The following is a 17,708-nucleotide window of genomic DNA, read 5'->3' as shown; positions in this document are numbered from 1 at the left end:
GCGGGGAACGGCCGGCGGGCGGGTCAGCCGTAGACCGGCTTCGGGCCGGCCCCGAACCTGTCCCGCTTGAGTGCGGCGAGGGTGAAATTGCCGGTGTCGAACCCGGCCCCCGTCGGCGCCTCCCGCTTGGCCTGGTCGTAGCGCCTCAGCGCGGCCGGCACGTCGAAGTCGTCCACCCACCGCGGCGGGCGCACGGCCCCGAACACCAGCCGGCCCCGGTCGTCGTCGTAGCGGTACAGCGCCGACCACCGCACCGCGCTCAGCAGCTTGGTGCTGCCGCGCGTCGCGGTACCCCGGCCACGGACACCGACCGCGCACATCCAGTACGTCAGTTCCAGCGGATACGTCTCCGGCGGGAACGCGAACGGCGGTGCCAGCAGGCCCCGCGCGCCGCGCACCTGCGGCGGGGGCGCCAACCCGTCCACCGCCAAACCGAGATCGTACGGATCCAGGTGCTCCTTGATGCGCCACAGCGCCTCGTTGCCGGTCCGCGCCACCAGCTCGGCCATGTCGTACTCGGACAGCACGTGCACGCACACCTCGCTGTCGTCCTCGAACCCCGGCCGCGAGTAGATGACCAGCGTGTCGCCCAGATCCTCGTCGTCGGGCAGGGTCAGCAGGACGAACCGGCCGACGACCTGGGCGGCCACCTCCTCGCGGACGAGGTCGGGCAGCCACGGCGCGTCGTCGCCGGGCAACGCGGTGGTCGCCAGCGACCGCAGCGCGAGCTGATACGGCTCGGCGTGGGCCAGTTGCGCCGGCGTCACGGGCAGCGCGAGCACCAGGTTGTCCGGCGTGAGGCAGTCCCCGACGGCGTCCGGGGTGAGCAGCCCCGGCGGGACCTCGGCGGTCAGCACGGCGGCCTCGGAGTACCGGAAGTCGGGGTCCGAGGCCCACAACGCCCCGTGCGAGTGCGGCGCGTACAGGTCGTCGATGCTGCGCACATCACCGTCGGTGAGCAGGGAGTTGAACGCGTACAGCGGCACGGGGATGTTGCAGGCCCGGGCGTTCGCCGGGTCCACGAGGTCGACGAAGTACTTCTGCGTCCGGTCGAAGACGTACGGCTGTCGGTCGGCGACCCGGCCGCCGAACGCCGCCGGGGTGATCGGCGTGCCGAGGAACGTGAACTGTGCGCACTGGAGGTAGCCGACGTATCGGAAGGCGGCCGGGTCGGCGCCGAAGCCGCGCTGCTGTTCCCGATACTCGGCGGGGTCGAAGTAGGCGCGGACGACCACCGATTCGGAGAATCCTTCGTCGAAGCCGATCCAGTGCGGGCCCTGCTTCCAGTACGTGGTGCCGAGCGTCGCCTCGACCTCCGGCTCGGGAAAGACGCCGTCGAGGCGATATCGGGGGTTCCCCGCATCGGGCTGGACCAGGGTGAACGGCATGGCGACTCCAAGGGGACCGGGCGCGCATCGCCCGGGCGGCAGCGGCCGCGCGATCGCGGCGAGCAGAGCGAGCAGAGCCGGGTCGGGTGCACGAACAGGACGGAGAGAACGAACAGGCGATCAGAACTCGGTCTCGTGCACGAACGGGCCGATCGGATAGATGTCCCCGGGCCCGGAGTTGCGCGGCTCCGTCGGCCGTAGGGTGGTCCGGGTGCGGTCGAGATTGGTCAGCGTGCCGGTGCCGTAGACCTGGACGACCAGGTCCGGGTAGTCGTTGTGATCCGCCGCGCGCAGCGCCAGCACCGACTCGTCGACCGGCCGTACCACGATGTCCCCCATGATCGGCGCGTCGTGCAGGTTCACGCCGAACCTCTTGGTGCTGCCTTTCGAGGTGACGACCACGTCCGCACACTCGGTGACGTAGGTCTGGACGATCGAGTTGGTGATCCGCGCTCCGGTCAGGTCCACCCACTGCGGGGTCACCCTGTCGTTGGTGCGGTTGATCACGTGCTGCGTCGGGTGGTGGTGGAACAGCGAGCGGAACCCGCTGCTGATCAGGAACAGCATGGGCTGGACGGAGGCCAGCAGCCGTACGTCGTTGCTGGACTTGCTGCCGTGGTGGTTCGCCTTCATCACCGTCGCGTAGCCCGCGCTCGCAGCCTTGTCCTTGCCGGGCCGCCGCTTGTGCGGCATGGGGAAGAACCGCACGAGGGCGTCGCCGACCGGGGATTCGACGTCGGCGTGCGCGGTGAAGGACTTCAGCGCGTCGTTGGGCAACAACTGGGCCGCCTTGTCGTTGTTGCCGCGGTTCCCGCCTGCGGGGCCGCCGTCGCCGGCGATGTCGCCACCCATGAAGAACCGGAACGAGCCGTACGACAACATCCCCACGATGGAACGGTCGTTCTGGTCCACCGTCTTCGTCTTGGACGACACGACGACGTTGCCGCCGTACGGCTTCTTGCGCACGGCCTGGCCCGACGCGATCACCCGGAAGGAGATGCGGATCCCGCTCGCGGAATTTCCGAGCCAGACCTCCGCCGTGTCGGTCTCGGTCCCGGCCTGCGGATCCCACACCTTGGTGTAGTCCTCGTCGGTGTCCAGGCCGCCGGGGAAGATCGCGACCAACTGCGTGCGTTCCTTCTTGGGTTTGCCCGTCATCGCCTCGTTGATGTCGGTCTGGAGCGCGATGAAGCCGCCGCTCATCCCGGCCCGTTTGCCGGCCGCCTGGTAGACGCGTGCCGGGTGCATGTTGCGCACGAGTACGGTGGAGCCCGGCTTCTTGCGCCGCTTGAAGATGCTGCGCAAGCCGTCCATGTGGTCCGCGTGGTAGTGGCTGATCATCACGTAGAGGTTCGGCTGGTACGCCACGGACGTGTCGACGACGCCGTGCGTGCTCAGGTAATCCACCACGTCGCCGCCGAACTCGTCGTTGCCGCCGTCGATCAGCAGCGCCTTGGTGACCGTCCCCTTCAGCGGGATGTCGTAGTGCACGGCGTAGGGCACATGGTCGATCGGCTCGCCGGGATCGGGTAGCGCCGCGTTCTTCGCGCGCGCGGCGTCGATCGCCGCCTTCACCCGGACCGGGTCGCGGTTGATGATCAGAACCGAGTCGCCCTGGCTGACGTTGATCTGATGGATCTCCAGGCACGCGCTTATGGACACGACGCACTCCCCCCACGCCTCGCGCCGTGTGACCAACGCGAGAACACGTTCTCCCACTCCCCGGCCCGACCCTACCGCGCGCGGCCGCCGGTCGCCCGTAATCCGGGTGTGGGGTGGGGAGTTGACCGAGACGCGAGTATGCCGCAGACCGCTGCGGCGGCGCCCGGCGAGACGTCGGCACGCAGGAGGACACGACGAAGTGGTCCGCCGGTCGGGCCGGTTCGGTGCGGACCCGAAAGACGAACACCTCGTGGTCGGTGGCCACCATGGCGTACCGGACGCCCACCGGTAGCCGCAGGCACCCGAGTTGCCCTCCGCCCCGACGCATGGCGTCGAGTCGGAGTCCGGTTGGCCTGCGGTCTGTGCGGAGGTCTGTGTCACATGATCGACGTGCCGGTCAGGAGCGGGCGTTCGCGGGCGGGGTGGCGGGCGGGGTGCCGTTCAGCAGCGGTGCTTTCGGCATCGACGTGCGCGGCACCTCGAAGCGCGCGAGCCGGGTGTAGGGGGCGATGCACTCCGGCGGGGCGCTGCGGTCGGGGAGGCGTACGTCGAGCCTGAGCCGGTTCCCGTTCGCGTACAGGCGGGCGCCCTCGGGGTCGAGGCAGCCCGCCTCGACGGTCACGGTGACCACGACGTTGCGCGCGAAGTCGGTGGTGGGCACGGGTTCGCCGGGACGTTTGGACGGGTTGCCCGCGAACACGGCGGCCAGGACGTTCGCGTCCTGGGTCGCCGATTCGGCAACGGCGAACACCTTGGGGAGGCCGCGAGCGTCGGCGAAGGAGACGGTCCGCGTGTCGAGGCGGCCGTCGGCGGGTGTGGCGGGGGCTGCGGTGCGCGATGGTGCGGTCGTCGTCGTGGCCGGGGTCCCGGCGGGGGTGACTGTGGGCGAGGTGGGCGAGGTGGCGGTGGGTGGGGTGACGGGGGCGGTGACGGGTGTGTCGGACACCGTCGGTATCGAGGCCCCCGCCTCGGGCTTGTCGTCGTCACCGTCGGCGAACAGGAACCACAGTGCGATCCCGATGCAGACGGCGGCGATCAGTGCGGCGGTGACGACGTAGGTCGTCCGTGCGGCGGGTGGTCGCGCATTCGACTCTGCCATGGTGATGTGACGTCGGCGGGCCGTCCGCGGTTCCGCGTCCACCCGACCGCCCACGACCACCATCGCCTCGGGGCCGCCGCGGAGTTGCCTCGGCACACCTAACGACGCCCGTCCGCCCCCACGGGTCGAGGTCGGCCCGCGACATCCCGGTATGCCCACCACAGGCCGACGCCCGACCGCAGGCAGCGGTTTCCGGCCGGGTCCCTGCGTGCCTGCCGACCGGGACCGCTCCACGCGCCATCGGCTCCGGACCACCGTCACAGCCGATTCCTCCACCGGCGTGGCCCGCCATGGGGGCACGCGCGTGCCGGGCGTGGGTGCCGGGGCGGCACGCGAGCACCACGGCCGACTGCCGCCCGGCGCACCCGGGACACCCGCACGGCGGCGGGGATGCGCCATCCGCCTGTCCGCGGCGCGCCCTCGCCCGACACCCGACGCCCCGGATGGCGTTCGCGCGGTGGCGCGGAGCAGTCGCACGGCGATGTCCGGCGATCGCCTTCTGTGGGTCGTGGGTTCGCCACTATCGTGAGCGGCATGGCAGCGGATGAAAGCCTCGAAGGTACACAGACTGCGCCGACCCCCGAGGAGGTGGGCGCCTCGTACGACGAGTTCGGCGACCTCTACAGCCTCATTCTCGGCGACTCCGCCATCCACGTGGGCAGTTGGGCACCGCCCGACGGGCGCGCCCCCGCCTCCAGCCTGCTCGATCTGGCCAATCTCGGTATGGATCAGCAGACCGACCACTACATCGACGCCCTGGGCCTGGGACCCGACGACCACCTGCTCGACATCGGCTGCGGCACCGGTGGTCCCGCCGTCCGGCTGGCCCGCGCAACCGGCGCCCGGGTCACGGGAATCACCGTCAGCAGTTCGCAGATTCCCCTGTGCGAGGCACGCGCCCGGCAGGCGGGTCTCGACGATCGGGTGCGTTTTCGCCTCGGCGATGCCATGAACCTCGGTGCGGAACACGCCGACGAGTCGTACGACGCCGCCTGGGCCATCGACTCGTTCCCGCACATGCACGACCAACTCGCCACACTGCGGCACGCCCTGCGCGTCCTCCGGCCCGGCGGCCGACTGCTGTTCACCGAGTTCACCCAACGCGGGAACCCCACCCCCGAACACCTGGCCGTCTTTCGCGCCGTGTGGACGTCCCTGCCGCCGCAGAACCCGGCCACCCTGCTGAGCCGCACGGCCGAGGCCGGATTCGAACTCGTGCGACTGGAGAACCACACCCAGGACCTGGCGCTGTGCGGCGAAGTGATGGACGTCCTGTATCGCGACAACCACGACCGGATCCTGGCGCGCTACGGTTCCGACACCACGTCCGCCATGGACGACGCCATGCCGAAGCTGCGCGAGTTCGTCCGCGACCACGCCGGATACCACGTCTTCCTGCTCCGAAAGCCCGTGTGAGACGCACGAGCATCACCACACCGACGACGAACCTCTGCGGGGCCGGACCGTCGCGGCGGCGGCCCCGTCGTTCTCGTGTCGATCCCGCGGGTCCGGCGCGGCGGCGGTCCCGAGGCCCTGAACCGTCGACTCGGGCAGGCCGCACAGGCCGGTGATCGACCGACGGCTTGCCGGGACCACGGGCACCGATTCCTCCCGTAGCCGGCGCGCCGCGAAGGCCACCACCCGGGCCGACACGTGGTCCGGCCGGTGCGCGTCGTCCACCGGGCACGGCAGCGGGCGTTCCCGCGCCGACGCGGTGAGCAGATCGAGCAGGCCGCCCCACGGGCGGCGACACCCCGGGTGAGCTCCCGGCGCGAAAGCAAACCGCGCAGGGCGGCCCAGCCCCTCGACACGGGGCACGGCAGCCGCCCCCGGTGCCCGTCCGACGCCCGCCGTCGGGCGGGCACCCACCGGCGTGTTCGCCCGTGAGGTGGGCGACGCGCCGTCGAAGGGCTCACCGGTGGCGAGCGCGCTGCCGTACCCCCGCGCCGGCGTGAAGCCGCCCTGCACGGTCACACCGGCGTGGTCGCGGGCACCATCCGCTTCGTCGCTCCGTCGACGGCGAACGACTTCAGGTGGGTGACCGCGCTGTCCGGCCTGGTACGGTCGGCGATCTTGTACCAGTCCATCTGCACACGTGCGGCGGTCACGTCCAGCACGCCGCAGCCGTTGGATTCGGCTTCGCCCCACTGCAGGTGCGGGTTCAACGCGCGGATCGCGGCGACGATCTGCGCGCCCACCCCGCCGGGGTAAAGCGTGCCGAAGGGCGTCGAGGTAACCGACGTCATCACGAACTGCGAGGCGACCGGTGCCCCTCCCCCGGGCGCCGGGACCTCGCCGGCCCACGAGGAGTGCAGGTCTCCGCTCAGGAAGACGGTGTTGCGCTTGTCGTGCCGGCGCAGGTGGGTGAACAACTCGCTCTGTTCGGCCCGGTAGCCGTCCCACTGGTCGGAGTTGACGGTCACGGGCGCCTCGGGACGTCCGCTGGGCAGCCACCACGGCGCCGCCATGACGGAGCTGACGATCAGATTCCAGCCGGCCGTGCCGCGCGCGAGGCCGTCCTTGAGCCAGCCCATCTGCTCGCGGCCGGTGAGGGTGCGCGCCCGGTCGTCGAGGCCGGCGGTGTCGGTCGCCGCGACCTGCCGGGAGCGGAAGCTGCGCAGGTCGAGCATGGTCAGGTCGGCGAGGGTGCCGAAGGACAGCCGACGCTGCGTGGAACCGGGCACCGCCCGGCGTACCGGCAGCCACTCGAAGTACGCCTGTTTCGCCGCCGCGAGGCGGTCCGCCCAACTCCCGTCGGACGCCGGATCGTGCTCGTCCGCGCCGCCGGACCACCACCCGCTGCATACGTCGTGATCGTCCCACGTGGCGATGATCGGTGCCGCGGCGTGCATCGCCTGAAGGTCGGGGTCGGTGCGGTACCGGCCGTGCCGGGCGCGGTAGTCGGCCAACGTGCGACACACGACGGATGGCTCCATGGCGCGGATGTTCCCCGGCTTGGTCGCGAACTCGTAGGTGTAGTCCCCGAGGTGGATCACCGCGTCGAGATCGCCGCGCCGTGCGAGGTGCCGGTAGCCGGCGAAGTGGCCGTTGGCGTAGTTGGTGCACGTCGCGATGCCGAAGCGCAGGCCCCCGATGTCTTGCCGGGCGGCCGGCGCGGTCCTGGTGCGCCCCACCGGCGAGCTGTCGTGGGCGGTGCGGAAGCGGAAGTGGTAGGTGGTGCCGGGGCGCAGGCCGCGCACGTCGACCTGGACGGTGTGGTCGCGGTCGGGGCCGGTGCGGGTTCGACCGGTGCGCACCGGGTGCCGAAAGTCGCGATCGAGGGCGACCTCCCAGAACACGAGGGAGGCCGGGCCGCGCCGCGAGCCCGGGCGGCAGTCCGGGTTGGGGGTGACCCGGGTCCAGATGACGACCCCGTCGGGCAGGGGGTCACCGGACGCGACGCCGTGCAGGAACGTCGCCCCCTTCGCGACGCTCACCGCCTCGGGCTCGTCGACCCCGGCGGCCCGGGCTGCGGGGGCTGCTGCGACGACACCGGCGGCGACCGCGCCGGAGGCGGCCGTGATGCGGACGAAGTCGCGGCGGTGCAGGGGAGTTCCCATCATGCGTTCCTTCGAAGGTGTGGTATGGCCGAGGTGGGACCGGATCGTGGCAAGGAGGTCGGGAAACCTGCTTGGCCTTGGGAAGGAAACCGGATCGTGGCAAGGAGGTCGAGAAACCTGCTTTGCCTTCGGAAGGGGCGGGAGTGGAGCCCGGGTTGCCGACGAGGCACGACGAGACGCTGCGCCCGTGGCCGGTCGAACCGCCGGCGCCGCCCAGGCGGCGGGACCCGACGGCGTATCACCGAAGCACGTCGTCCGTCGGTCCCGGGACGGGCTCCTACGAAGTCAGGAATCGACCGAACGCTCGGCGAAGGCAACGGAGTCGACCGTGTCGAGCACGACGTGTACGACGGCGAATCGGTAGGCATCGCCTTCTCGGCGAACCACGGCCCGCACGATGCCGCTCGCCACCGCCGAAGGCAGTTGTCCGACGATCTGTGTGACGTGGATGTACGAGGTGATCGAGACCTCCTGGTCCGTCTCGCCGTCGACGTGGATGTTGGTGCCGTTGTGGCGCAGCGGGTACGGGCTGGCGAGGCGGTGTTCCCGCTGCCAGGCCAACACCTTGTCGCGCCCGCGGTTGTCGGAGGCGATGAAGGCTTCATAGGGATGCTTGCCGGTGTCGGTACGGGAGGTGAACCACGTGTCCCGGGTGAACATCTGCGGCCAGATGTCGAAGTGTCCCTCGTCGTAGACGTACCACCAGCGATGCATGAGTTCGTGGACTGCGAGGCGGTCGTGCATGTTTGTCCTTCTCCTTGTCTCCGGGGGCGCGTTGGCGTGAAAACGTCGTGAAGACGTCGCCGCGGAAGGCGGGTTAGGGCTTGCCGCCGGCGAGGCGCGGTGCGATCGGCCGCGGCGTGGACGACGGGACGAGCCCGCGCCGATTCCTCAGCCGGTCAGGGCGAGTTCACCGGGCAGATAGGTGCCGTCGTTGACCTGGACCACGCCCGTGACCTTCGCGTGCGCGATCACCGCGACGGTGGCCTGCGCATAGACCCAGTAGGGGAGTTCGCGTGAGAGGATCCGTTGGACCTCGGTGTACGCCTGCCGGCGCACCACCTCGTCCTGGCTGGTCCGCGCTCGGGTCAGGGCCGCGTCGATCTCGGGACTGCGTAGGCCGGCGTAGTTCTGGGGGCTCTGGGAGTGCACGAGGTTGTGGAGGTTGGGTTCGGGGTGCGCCCACCATTGTTGTGACAGGGTCGCCTGGAAGTCGCGTTGGATGCCGTACCGCGTGGCGTAGGCGGAGTAGTCCAGGCTCTCGATGCTCATCCGGACCCCGCGGAACTCGTTGAGTCGGCTTTGGAAGTATTCCGCGACCTGCATCGAGCTGCGGCTCTGGGGGACGAGATACCCGAAGGTCATCGGTTTGCCCTCGGCCGCGAGTTGGTCGAACAGGCGTTGTGCCTCCGCCTTGTCGGGTCGTGGCTGGTCCACGCCCGGAGAGACGAACGGGTTCCGGGACGGCGAGAGCCCGAGCGCCGGCACGTATCCGTTGCGCAGGGTCTTCGCCATGTCGGCCGGGTCGAGTGCGAGCGCGACGGCACGACGTGCTCGCGCATCGTCGAACGGGGGGCGAGTCGTGTTGAAGGTGACGAACTGCCCACCACCCGAGACTACTTCGTCGACATCGAGCTTCTCGGTCCGCGCCCGTTGGATGTTCGCGCCGTTGGACGAGTTCACCAGTTGCGCCTGGCCGGAGGCGATGTTGGTGAGTTGTTGGCTCTCCTCCGCGACCACGTCGAAGATGATGCGGTCCAGGTACGGGCGGGCGGGTCCGCCCCAGTACGTCGGGTTCTTGACCATCGTCATCCGGCTGCCGCGGACCCAGGTCTGGAGCTTGAACGGGCCGGCGCCGACGGGCTTGGCACCGAAACCCTTCGGGTCCGCGCGGTACGCGGTCGGCGAGACGATCCAGTTGAGTTCCTGGGCGATCACCCGGTCGAAGAAGGTGTTGGGTTCCGGCAGCTTCACCGTGAGGGTGAGCGGGTCGGCCACGGTCAGGGTCAATCCCGACGCCGCGAGCATGCGATAGGACCGAACGGCGGGATCGGCCTGGGTCTGCCAACTGAACTTCACCGCCTCCGCGTCGAAGGCGGAGCCGTCGGTGAAGGTGACCCCGGGACGAACCTTGACCGTCCACTCGGACGGATTGCCCGGCGTCATGGCGACGGACTCGGCCAACTGCGGTCGCAGGGCGCCGCTCTTGGCGTCGATGTACACGAGGCCGTCGTAGAGGGCGTCCAGGCGCGGCGAGTCGGCCAGGGCGGATTTGAGCGCCGTGAACGGGTCGAGGGTCGCCGCGTCCTGGAGGCTGTCCACGACGATGCTGCCGCCGGATCGTGGCGGGCCGTCGGCGGCCCGGTTCGCCTCGCCACTCGATCCGCAACCGGCGACGAGTGCGGCGGCGGCGGTCACGGCGGCCCACAACCTCGCGCGGTTGCGGGAGCCTGGGGCGGGAGTCCGGGGGGTGACTCCGGTGCGTCTCCTGAGCACGAGCTTCCTCTCGTCGGAAGAGAACACGGCGACTGTCGGGCCGTCGCGGGGTGTCGCATCGCCGGCAGCACGCGCGGCGGCGCATATTCGGACAACTGATCGGGGATCGGCCGCTTCGGACCGTCGACACCCGGGATCGCGCCTTGAGTGTGGACCGAACAATTGCGATAGTCCAGTACACAAATCCCACGACGTCGCTCGGTGCATCGAATTTGCGTAGGCATTACTCTATGTGCGCTCGCCAAGGTGGCCCGACGAAACGCACGGATGGGGCGACGGCCGTGGCGCCTCCCCGACCGGCGCTCCGGGCGACCGGCGAGCAACGTCCCGATCCACCGGAGGTCGCGCCCGTCGATGGACGACGCGGTCGGTGTCCGGCAGGTTCTCGCGTGCGGCGGCGGGGGCGGTGCGGTGTCGGATTGCGGCCGACGGACCGGGAGGCGCGACGAGGTGTGCCTCGATGGCGCGGCAGGCCCGAGCGCAGCGCGGCGGAGGAGGGGTGGTGCCTCGCGGGGTGGTCGGCGGCGGTGGGACCGACCAGTGGGTGGGGTGGCGTGCGGTGGCCGAGCGGGGTGTTCAGCCGGTGAGCCGTTCCCACAGGTCGAGTTCCCCGCCGTCGGTCGCGTGGGCGCCCAGGAGCCGGGCCCAGGATTCCTCGTCGCCGTACTCGTCGCGCCAGGCCCACAGCCGGGTGGTGAGGGGGTGCAGGCCGTACTCGCGGGTGACGCCCATCGCCCCGTGGAGTTGGTGGGCGAGCCTGGCGACGGTGTCGGCGGCCTCCGCGGCGACGACGCGGGCGACCGCCGCGGCGGCGAGCAGGGTTTCGGGGCCCGCGGTGCCGGCGTGCAGGTCCACCGCGCGGTCCACGGCGGCGTTCACCTGGAGCCCGGTGACCTTCATGGTCGCGAGAGAGCCGGCGACGGCGGGGATGTCGATGAGGGGGCGCCCGAACTGCCGGCGTTCCTTGACGTACGAGCGCGTCAGTTCGTATGCTCCCGCGCACGCTCCCGCCAGGGCCGCGGCGCGCAGCGTGGCGATCCGGGCTCGGATCACGTCCGCGTCGGGTGCCCCGGCGAGGTGGGCGAGGGGGATGTCACCCGGGTCGACGGCGTCGCGCGGTTCCCCGGCCAGGTTGGCCCCCTCCCCCACCACGACCCGCCGCCCGGCGAGGTCGACGTAGCGAACCACGTCGTCCGAGCCGACCACGACCAGGCCGGTCGCGCGGCGGCCCCAGGGCACGGCCGGGTACGGGCCGCCCACCCCGGGAACGCCGCCGAACACGACCGCCAGGGGCCCGCCCGCGGGCAACGGCCGGCCGGCGCAGGTCAACGCCCAGGCGGCCACGGCGTGTTCGGCGACCGGCACGGACGCCGCCCGGTGCGCGAAGCGGCGTACCACGGTGGCCAGGTCGGCGACGTCGCCGCCGGAACCGCCGTCGCCCTCGGGGACGCCGATGGTGTGCAGGCCCAGACCGACGACGGTGTCCCACAGCCGGTCGGGGTCACCGGGCCCGGCGGTGATGTCGTCGACGAGGTCGCGCAATTCGGCGTGGACGTCTTTCACGTGCGGGTCTCCTGTTTGGCGATCAGGGACAGCAGCACGTCGGCGGCGCCCCCTCGGATGGTGAAACCCGGCGAGGCGAGCAGCGCCTGGTCGAACGCGGCCCGCAGGGCCGGGTCCGGGATGCGCCGACACACGCGGCGCGCGAAGTCGACCACGTCGTTCTCGAAGGCGTTGCCGAGGTACTTGAGCGTGGCGGCCTCGACCGTCGGCGCCCGGCCCTCGTCCACCTGCCGGGCGACCCGCAGCGCGAGCCGACGCAACGTGGCCAGGCGCGCGGTCAGCCTCCCCAGGTCGACGCGCAGGTCACGCGCGTGCGGGGGGTCGCCCGCGAGAGCCTCCACGCACCCGGCCAGCAGGGGATACGTCGACAGGACACGTTCGGGGCCGCCGCGTTCGAACGCCAGTTGCTCCACGACCTGGCGCCAGCCCTCGCCGACGGTCCCGAGCAGGCGGTGGGCGGGTACGTGGACGTCGGTGAAGGTGATCTCGTTGAAGTGGTGCTCGCCCGCGAGGTCGACGATGGGGGTGACCTCGATGCCGGCGGTGTCCATGTCGACGACGAACTCGGTGAGGCCCTGATGCCTGCGTTCGGTACGCGCGGTGCGAGCGAGCAGGTAGATGTGGGTGGCGTGATGGGCGCCGGTGGTCCACGTCTTGCGGCCGTTGACCCGCCATCCGCCGGGCACCGCCTCCGCCGTGGTACGAACGGCGGCGAGGTCGGATCCGGCGTCGGGTTCGCTCATGCCCAGGCAGAAGACGGCCTCGGCGCGGGCGATCGGCGGCAGTATCTCGGCGCGCAGCTCCGGGCTGCCGTAACGCAGGACGGCGGGGCCGATCTGGCGTTCGCCGATCCAGTGGGCGGCCACCGGCGCGCCGGCGCGCAGGAGTTCCTCGGTGACGGCGAGCCGGGCGACCTGGCCGAGGCCGGCGCCGTACTCGGTGGGCCAAGCGAGGCCGAGCAGGCCGCGCCGGGCGAGTTCGCTGCTGAAGTCGGGGGCGAAGCCGCGCATCCAGTTGTCGCTGCGCGGGGTGTAGCGGCCCTGGACGCGCCATTGGGCGGTGAGGTCGCGAACCTCGCGGCGCAGGTCCGCGACGGCGGTGCCGGTCGCGGGGCGGCCGCCCGCCGCGGCGGTCGTCTCGCGTGCCCGTGTGGTGGTCATCTCACTTCCCCGTGTAGTCGCCGGGGCGGCGGGTGCGGAAGGCGTCCATCGCCTCGCGGGAGTCGGCCGTGGAGGTCATCACGGCCTGGTGGGAGGAGATCAGGTCGAGCGCGGTGCGCAGGTCCTGACGTTCGCCCGCGCGTACGGCGCGCTTGATCAGTTGCACGGCCAACGGCGGACGAGCGGCGAGCTTGAGGGCGAACCGGCGTGCCTCGTCCCGGAGTCGGTCGTCGGGATGGACGGCGCTGACCAGGCCGAGGGCGAGCGCTTCCGGGGCTTCGACGAAGTCGGCGGTCCACAGCAGGCGCAGGGCGGTGGCGGTGCCGACGATGCGGGGCAGGTACCAGCAGCCGCCGTCGCCGGGGACGAGGCCGACGCGGACGTAGCCCTCGCAGAAGCGGGCCGATTCGCCCGCTATCCGGATGTCGGCCATCAGCGCCATGTCCATGCCCGCGCCGACGGCCGCGCCGGCCACGACCGCAAGGTAGGGCTTGGTCAGTGCCTCTGCGGCAAAAGCCACCTGGTGGATGCGGGACATGAGCTGCTGCTCGGCCAGGGGGGTGCGCTCGCGCTCGGCGAAGGCGTCCAGGTCCACCCCCGAACAGAAGGTGCCGCCCGCGCCGGTGACGACGACCACCCGCACCTCGGGGTCGGCCTCGGCTCTGCGCAGGGCCTCGGCCCAGGCGTCCACCATCTCCAGGGTGAAAGCGTTCTTGTGGTGCGGGCGGTCGAGGGTGATGGTGGCGATGTGGTCGGCGAGGGAGTAGTCGAGTCCGGTGGGGCTGCTCATCGAGTCCTCGGGTTCGGGATGGGTTCGCGGGTTCGGTTGCACCGGTTGCACCGGTTGCGGCGGTGGGCGGCGGTCAGGGCACGATCGCGGCGCGCACGACGTCGCGGTGGTCGGCGGCCCGGAACGCTTCGTTGATGGCGTCCAGGGGGAAGACGGTGCTTTCGGTGAACCGCTTGGGCAGGCGGTCGTGCACGGTCTCGAGGAAGTGCAGGCTCTTGCCCAGTGCGGAGGGTTCGTACAGGGAGACGCCGATGACGCTCTTGTTGGTCATGGTCAGTCGGGACGGGTCGGCCTCGTAGGTACGCTTCGCGCTGATGTTGCCGACGCTGAGGTAGCGGCCGAAGCGGCCGAGCATGCGGATGCCCTCGTCGACGACGGCCGGTGACCCGACGAGTTCGACCACGACGTCGGCGCCGCCGTCGGTGAGTGCCTGGATCTTCTTGATCCGGGATCGCGCGTCGGTCTCGGCGGTGATGTCGACGGTGGCGTCGGCGCCCATTTCGCGGGCGAGTTCGAGGCGTTCGGCAACGGCGTCGAGGACGATCACGGTGCGGGCGCCGCGGGCCTTGGCCAGGGCGGTGGCGTACAGGCCCAGGCCGCCGGCGCCCTGGACGACGACGGTCTCGCCGAAGCCCAGTTGTGCGCGATCGAGACTGTACATCACCTGCGACAGCGCGCAGTTGGCGCCGGAGACGACCTCGTCGGAGAGCGTGTCGGGCACCGTGTAGAGCAACGCGCCCGGCGGCAGGACGAAGTAGTCGCCGAACGCGCCGACGTAGTAGGGCGGTTCGGCGGCACTGGTGAGCATGGCCATGCGCAGCCGGGTGCAGCCGGCGCTGCGTCCGGAGACGCAGTACCGGCAGACGTGGCAACTGAAGAAGTACGGGAAGACGACGCGCGTCCCAGGTTCCAGGGGTTTGCCGTCGGTGTCGCGGCCGGTGCCCTCGCCGAGGGCGGCGACGCGTCCGACCATCTCGTGCCCCAGCACGGTGGGGAGTTTGCCGCCGAGGCCGCGGGTGTCGAAGTTGCCGTGCCAGGCGTGCAGGTCACTGCCGCAGACGTTGGCCCGGGTGACCCGGATCAGGATCTCGCCGGGGAGGATCCCGCGACCGGCGAGCGAGACCTCCCGGATCCCGAACGGCTGCTCCGGTGCGTCGAACCGGGCGATGCGTCCTTCGAACATTGGGTGATCCGCCTCTCGATGCCCGTGCTATCTATGTACATGGAATAGATCATTGACCCGAGAAATCGTCAAGGGCCACCGCCCGCCCGGACACCCCCACCATCGGGAGGACTCTCATGCCACCGACCATCTACCTGGACGGACGCTTCCGCGACTCCTCGTCCCCGGCCACCGTCCCCGTGATCGACCCGACGACCGAACAGGTCTACGACCACGTCCCGCGAGGCACCGCCCGGGACGCGGACGACGCCGTGCTGGCCGCCCGCCGCGCGGCAGACACCTGGGCGGCGACCCCACAGTCCGAGCGCATCGCCCTCGTGCGCACGCTCCGGGACGCGCTCACCGCCCGCGCCGACGAGCTGACCTCGGCCGCGGTGCGCGATGTCGGCACCCCGGTACGCATGGCCGGTCCGCTGCAGACGATGTTGCCGATCGGCGCCGTGACCGACTTCCTGGCCGCGGCGGAGGGCATCGAGGAACCCCATGGGGTCGCGAACTCGCTGGTGCACCGCCGACCCGTCGGCGTGGTCGTGGCCATCACCCCCTGGAACTATCCACTGCTCCAGATCGTGGCCAAGGTCGTGCCCGCGCTGCTGAGCGGCTCACCGGTCGTCCTCAAGCCGAGCGAGGTCGCCCCGCTGGTCCCGCACCTGCTCGCCGAGGCGGTGGACGCGGCCGGTTTCCCGCCCGGGGTGTTCAATCTGGTGTCCGGCCTCGGCCTCGAAATCGGCGACGCGCTGGTACGCCACCCCGAGGTGGACATGGTCTCCTTCACCGGCTCCACGGCGGCCGGCCGGGCCGTGCACGCCGCGGCCGGGCTCAAGCGCGTACAGCTCGAACTGGGCGGCAAGTCCGCTACCTTGGTACTGCCCGGCGCCGACGCGGTCGCGGCCGCGCGGGCCACCGTGAACAGTTGCTTCCTCAACTCCGGCCAGACCTGCCTCGCGCTGACCCGCCTGGTGGTGCACCGTTCGCTCTACCGCGAGGCGGTGGAGGCGGCCACCGCCACCGCCGCCCGCTTCACCCTCGGTGATCCCGCCGACCCGGCCACCAAGCAGGGGCCACTGATCTCGGCCGCCCAGCGCGACCGCGTCCGCGGATTCATCGAGCGCGCCGGCGCCGACGGCGCCCGGCTCACCGTCGGCGGCGCGCACGCGCCGGACGGCCTCGAACGCGGGTTCTTCGTGCGCCCGACCGTATTCGCCGACGTCGCGCCGGAGTCGGAACTCGGGCAGGAGGAGGTCTTCGGACCCGTCCTGGCCATCACCCCCTACGACGACGTCGACGAAGGCATCCGGATCGCCGACGGCACCCGATACGGCCTCTCCGGCGCGGTGTGGGGCCCGGACCGGGAGAGCGCCGCCGCCGTGGCGCTGCGGCTGCGCACCGGGCAGGTCGACGTCAACGGCGGGCGCTTCCACACCGCCGCCCCCTTCGGCGGCGTGAAGTGCTCCGGACGCGGCCGCGAGTTCGGCCGCGCGGGGCTGGAGGAGTACTACGAACTGCAGTCGCTGCAACTGTGACGGTGGCCGGCCCCGGCACGTCGGGCGCGGCCGGGGCCCGGGTCGCGAGACCTCAATACGTCCACTCGACCGGGCGGCCCATCAGGTCCGGGTATCGGCGACGCCAATACCGCTCGGCCTCTTCGAGGTGTTCGCGCATCGCCGCTTCCGCGGCGTCCGGATCGCCCGTCCGCAGGGCCGCCACAATGACCTCGTGGGCCGTCGCCACGGCGGCCTGTTTGCGGGCCGAATAGGTCACGCCCACCCGCACGCCGTCCGCCAGCGCCTTGAGCGAACTGGCGAACACGTCCAGCACGACACTGCGCGCCGCCTCCGCGACCACGGCGTGGAATCGCTGGTTCTGGACGGCGAACACCTGTTGGTCGCCGGGGTTCTCCCGCAGCAGGCGTACCGTCTCGTCGAGTTCGACCACCTGCTCCGCGGTGATCCGCTCCGCCGCCCGCCGGGCGAGCATCGGCTCCAACGCGCGACGGGCGTCCGCGACGTCGCCGAAGGAGGCACCCTCGATCTGGAGCAGGAGACTGAGCGACTCGCCCAGGCTGTCCTTGCGCGGGTGTCGTACGACCGGCCCCCCTCCCGGGCCGCTCTTGAGCACGATCAGACCGCGGGTCTCCAGAAGTCGCAGCGCCTCGCGCACGGTCGGGCGGCCGGCCTCGTAGCGCAGCATCATCTCCTGCTCGTTGGGCAGGCGGTCGCCCTCACGGAGGGCGCCGGTGAGAATCGGCCGCGCCAGGACCTGCGCCAGCCGTTGCGACGCCTTGGGACCACGCCACGACCTGTCCTCGATGTTCGTGCTCATACCTGCCCGTTCCCCGGCGAACACCGGCAGCACATCCGACTCGACCTATTCCTGTACAGGAAAGACTACCGGGCGGCGCTCCACGCCTCCCGGGCCGATCTCGAACGATCCGGGGTGGCGGGTCGCGCCGACGGATGGCAGGATTTCGCGTATCAGCAACGCAAAATTGATATCCTGGCCACCGACGGCTTCACCCGGATGACCTCGGTCACACGGTCGAGCCCGTTGACCTCGCCTTCCCGTCGTCCTACTGTGCCGGGAACCACCGCCCCCGACGGGCTGCTCCCGGCGTCTCGACCGCCCCGGAATCACCGAACGAACCCGTCGACCCGAACCGCGGGTCGAGGTCCCGCCCGCGTCGACGATCCTCCCGATCCGGGAGCGATCCCCCGCGGCCGGCCCCGTGCGCCGAGCCCGGCGATTCGCCGCACCCGACGAGGAGTCGGCGTGACGCGGGGCGGAATTTGTGTACGGATCAAGTATTC

14 protein-coding genes are annotated in these 17,708 nt (G+C 71.2%); 2 read left to right on the top strand and 12 right to left on the bottom strand.

Translation table 11 applies throughout. The features are described from left to right. Positions 1 to 23: 23 nt before the first annotated feature. The 3 genes from ABZ374_RS12960 to ABZ374_RS12950 form a co-directional block, all read right to left on the bottom strand. Positions 24 to 1,388, bottom strand: coding sequence for a hypothetical protein (locus ABZ374_RS12960; RefSeq protein ID WP_360310100.1), 1,365 nt, complete (start codon positions 1,386 to 1,388; stop codon positions 24 to 26). Between the two features lie 120 nt (positions 1,389 to 1,508). Further along, positions 1,509 to 3,050, bottom strand: a complete 1,542-nt coding sequence (locus tag ABZ374_RS12955; protein ID WP_360310098.1) for a hypothetical protein — start codon at positions 3,048 to 3,050, stop codon at positions 1,509 to 1,511. A 397-nt stretch (positions 3,051 to 3,447) separates the two neighbouring features. Further along, positions 3,448 to 4,149, bottom strand: coding sequence for a hypothetical protein (locus tag ABZ374_RS12950; protein WP_360310096.1), 702 nt, complete (start codon positions 4,147 to 4,149; stop codon positions 3,448 to 3,450). A 534-nt stretch (positions 4,150 to 4,683) separates the two neighbouring features. Here ABZ374_RS12950 and ABZ374_RS12945 point away from each other — a divergent pair. Then, positions 4,684 to 5,565 (top strand): methyltransferase domain-containing protein, encoded by an 882-nt coding sequence (locus ABZ374_RS12945; protein WP_360310094.1) that lies wholly within the window; start codon positions 4,684 to 4,686, stop codon positions 5,563 to 5,565. A 12-nt stretch (positions 5,566 to 5,577) separates the two neighbouring features. Here ABZ374_RS12945 and ABZ374_RS12940 read toward each other — a convergent pair whose 3' ends face one another. The 8 genes from ABZ374_RS12940 to ABZ374_RS12905 form a co-directional block, all read right to left on the bottom strand. After that, positions 5,578 to 6,123, bottom strand: coding sequence for a hypothetical protein (locus ABZ374_RS12940; RefSeq protein ID WP_360310092.1), 546 nt, complete (start codon positions 6,121 to 6,123; stop codon positions 5,578 to 5,580). Continuing rightward, complete coding sequence (locus ABZ374_RS12935) at positions 6,120 to 7,712, bottom strand: alkaline phosphatase D family protein (protein WP_360310090.1); 1,593 nt, start codon at positions 7,710 to 7,712, stop codon at positions 6,120 to 6,122. The genes ABZ374_RS12940 and ABZ374_RS12935 overlap by 4 nt, the downstream gene beginning before the upstream one ends. A 282-nt stretch (positions 7,713 to 7,994) precedes the next feature. Next, positions 7,995 to 8,453, bottom strand: a complete 459-nt coding sequence (locus ABZ374_RS12930; protein WP_360310089.1) for a nuclear transport factor 2 family protein — start codon at positions 8,451 to 8,453, stop codon at positions 7,995 to 7,997. A gap of 147 nt (positions 8,454 to 8,600) precedes the next feature. Continuing rightward, complete coding sequence (locus ABZ374_RS12925; protein WP_360310087.1) at positions 8,601 to 10,127, bottom strand: ABC transporter substrate-binding protein; 1,527 nt, start codon at positions 10,125 to 10,127, stop codon at positions 8,601 to 8,603. 654 nt (positions 10,128 to 10,781) lie between these two features. Continuing rightward, the gene (locus ABZ374_RS12920) at positions 10,782 to 11,768 is read right to left on the bottom strand and encodes an acyl-CoA dehydrogenase family protein (protein WP_360310085.1); all 987 of its coding nucleotides are present in this window, start codon (positions 11,766 to 11,768) and stop codon (positions 10,782 to 10,784) included. Then, positions 11,765 to 12,928, bottom strand: coding sequence for an acyl-CoA dehydrogenase family protein (locus tag ABZ374_RS12915; RefSeq protein ID WP_360310083.1), 1,164 nt, complete (start codon positions 12,926 to 12,928; stop codon positions 11,765 to 11,767). Before ABZ374_RS12915 ends, ABZ374_RS12920 begins: the two co-directional genes overlap by 4 nt. Position 12,929: 1 nt before the next feature. Beyond that, on the bottom strand, positions 12,930 to 13,718 hold the full coding sequence (locus ABZ374_RS12910) for an enoyl-CoA hydratase-related protein (RefSeq protein ID WP_360310081.1): 789 nt from the start codon (positions 13,716 to 13,718) through the stop codon (positions 12,930 to 12,932). 73 nt (positions 13,719 to 13,791) lie between these two features. Further along, the gene (locus ABZ374_RS12905; protein ID WP_360310079.1) at positions 13,792 to 14,901 is read right to left on the bottom strand and encodes a zinc-binding dehydrogenase; all 1,110 of its coding nucleotides are present in this window, start codon (positions 14,899 to 14,901) and stop codon (positions 13,792 to 13,794) included. Positions 14,902 to 15,017: 116 nt separating this feature from the next. On the opposite strand from ABZ374_RS12905, the gene ABZ374_RS12900 reads away from it, so the two are divergent. After that, a complete protein-coding gene (locus tag ABZ374_RS12900; protein ID WP_360310077.1) occupies positions 15,018 to 16,424 on the top strand; it encodes an aldehyde dehydrogenase family protein in 1,407 nt (468 codons plus the stop codon). A 52-nt stretch (positions 16,425 to 16,476) separates the two neighbouring features. Here ABZ374_RS12900 and ABZ374_RS12895 read toward each other — a convergent pair whose 3' ends face one another. Further along, positions 16,477 to 17,223, bottom strand: a complete 747-nt coding sequence (locus ABZ374_RS12895) for an FCD domain-containing protein (RefSeq protein WP_360310075.1) — start codon at positions 17,221 to 17,223, stop codon at positions 16,477 to 16,479. Positions 17,224 to 17,708: the final 485 nt, after the last annotated feature.

This window comes from Embleya sp. NPDC005971 (assembly GCF_040629175.1).
Classification (GTDB): Bacteria; Actinomycetota; Actinomycetes; order Streptomycetales; family Streptomycetaceae; genus Embleya.
This window is presented reverse-complemented; position numbering and strand designations above follow the sequence as displayed.